This window comes from Methylobacterium sp. AC433 (assembly GCF_979253015.1).
Window position 1 is genome coordinate 1 of record NZ_CEEDBN010000042.1, and the last position, 2,033, is coordinate 2,033.

Annotated in this window: 1 protein-coding gene; it reads left to right on the plus strand. The window is 72.2% G+C overall.

Features of this window, described 5'->3' with window-relative positions:
- Positions 1–90: 90 nt before the first annotated feature.
- Positions 91–2,033, plus strand: a 1,943-nt coding sequence (dxs, locus tag AC0IWM_RS23650) for a 1-deoxy-D-xylulose-5-phosphate synthase (protein WP_471759108.1), incomplete at its 3' end; no start/stop codon positions are given.

Sequence of the window (2,033 nt, forward strand, 5' to 3'; positions counted from 1 at the left end):
GTGTCACGGCAAGAAACCTCGCGAGACAAGGGCTCGCAAGACAAGGTCGCGCAGGACAAGGCTTCGCCGGGCTCGGCGCCTGCGTCGTCGGTGTCGTCCTCGGAGGCGACGGCGATCCTGGACGGTCTGGCGGAGCCTGCGGCCCTGCGGCGGCTGCCCGAGAGCGCGCTGCAGGCGGTGGCGGACGCGGTGCGCACCGAGATGATCGACGCGGTCTCGGTCACGGGCGGGCATCTGGGCTCGGGCCTGGGCGTGGTCGAGCTGACCGTGGCGCTCCACCACGTGTTCGACACTCCCGACGACCGCATCGTCTGGGACGTCGGCCACCAGGCCTACCCGCACAAGATCCTCACCGGCCGGCGCGACCGCATCCGGACCCTGCGCCAGCCCGGCGGCCTGTCGGGCTTCACCAAGCGCTCGGAGAGCGTCTACGACCCCTTCGGGGCGGCCCATTCCTCCACCTCGATCTCGGCGGCGCTGGGCATGGCGGTGGCGCGCGACCTCGACGAGGCGGCGGCCAAGGCGCAGGGCGCGCCGGCCCCCAAGCGCCGCAACATGGTGGCGGTGATCGGCGACGGCTCGATGTCGGCGGGCATGGCCTACGAGGCCATGAACAATGCCGGCGCCCTGCACTCGCGCCTGATCGTCATCCTCAACGACAACGACATGTCGATCGCCCCCCCCGTGGGCGCCATGTCGGCCTACTTCGCGCGGCTGGCCTCGGGGGGCACCTACCAGTCCCTGCGCGAGACCGCCAAGCAGCTGGGCAAGCTCCTGCCCAAGGGCCTCTACCAGCGCGCGGCCGCGGCCGAGGAATACGCCCGCTCCCTGGTGGTGGGCTCGGGCACGATGTTCGAGGAGATGGGCTTCCACTATGTGGGGCCCGTCGACGGGCACAACCTCGACCACCTGCTGCCGGTGCTCAAGAACGTGCGCGACTCCGAGCAGGGTCCGATCCTGCTGCACGTCGTGACCCAGAAGGGCAAGGGCTACGCCCCCGCCGAGGCGAGCGCCGACCGCTACCACGGGGTGGTCAAGTTCGACGTGCTCTCGGGCGTGCAGGCCAAGGCCAAGCCGAACGCGCCGGCCTACACCCGGGTGTTCGGCGAGAGCCTGATCAAGGCGGCGGATGCCGACGACAAGGTGGTGGCGATCACGGCGGCGATGCCGGGGGGCACGGGCATCGACCTGTTCGGCAAGGCGCATCCGGAGCGCACCTTCGACGTGGGCATCGCCGAGCAGCACGCGGTGACCTTCGCGGGCGGGCTGGCGACGGAAGGCTACAGGCCGTTCGTGGCGATCTACTCGACCTTCCTGCAGCGGGCCTACGACCAGGTGGTGCACGACGTGGCGCTGCAGAACCTGCCCGTGCGCTTCTGCATGGACCGGGCCGGGCTGGTGGGGGCGGACGGGGCGACGCATGCGGGCGCCTTCGACCTGGCCTACCTGTGTTGCCTGCCGAACATGACGGTGATGGCGGCCTCGGACGAGGCCGAGCTGGTGCACATGGTGGCCACCGCGCACGCGCACGACACCGGCCCGATCGCGCTGCGCTACCCGCGCGGCGAGGGCGTGGGGGTTGACCTGCCCGAGCGCGGGGTCGCGCTGCCGATCGGCCGGGGCCGGATGGTGCGCGCGCCCGAGGGGGCGCGGGTGGCGCTGCTGGCGCTGGGCACGCGGCTGTCGGAGGCGCTGAAGGCGGCCGATGCGCTGGAGGCGGAGGGGATCGCGGTGAGCGTGGCGGATGCGCGCTTCGCCAAGCCGCTGGACGAGGCGCTGATCCTGGATCTGGCCGGCCGCCACGAGGTCCTGGTGACGCTGGAGGAGGGTTCGGTGGGGGGCTTCGGGGCGATGGTGCTGCACCTGCTGGCCGAGCGGGGCGCGCTGGATGCGGGCCGGGTCCGGGTGCGCACGCTGACGCTGCCGGACAGCTACCAGGACCACAACACCCCGGACGCCATGTACGCCGAGGCCGGCCTCGACGCCGCCGGCATCCTCAAGACCGTCAAGGACGCCCTCCCCGAACGGAAGGC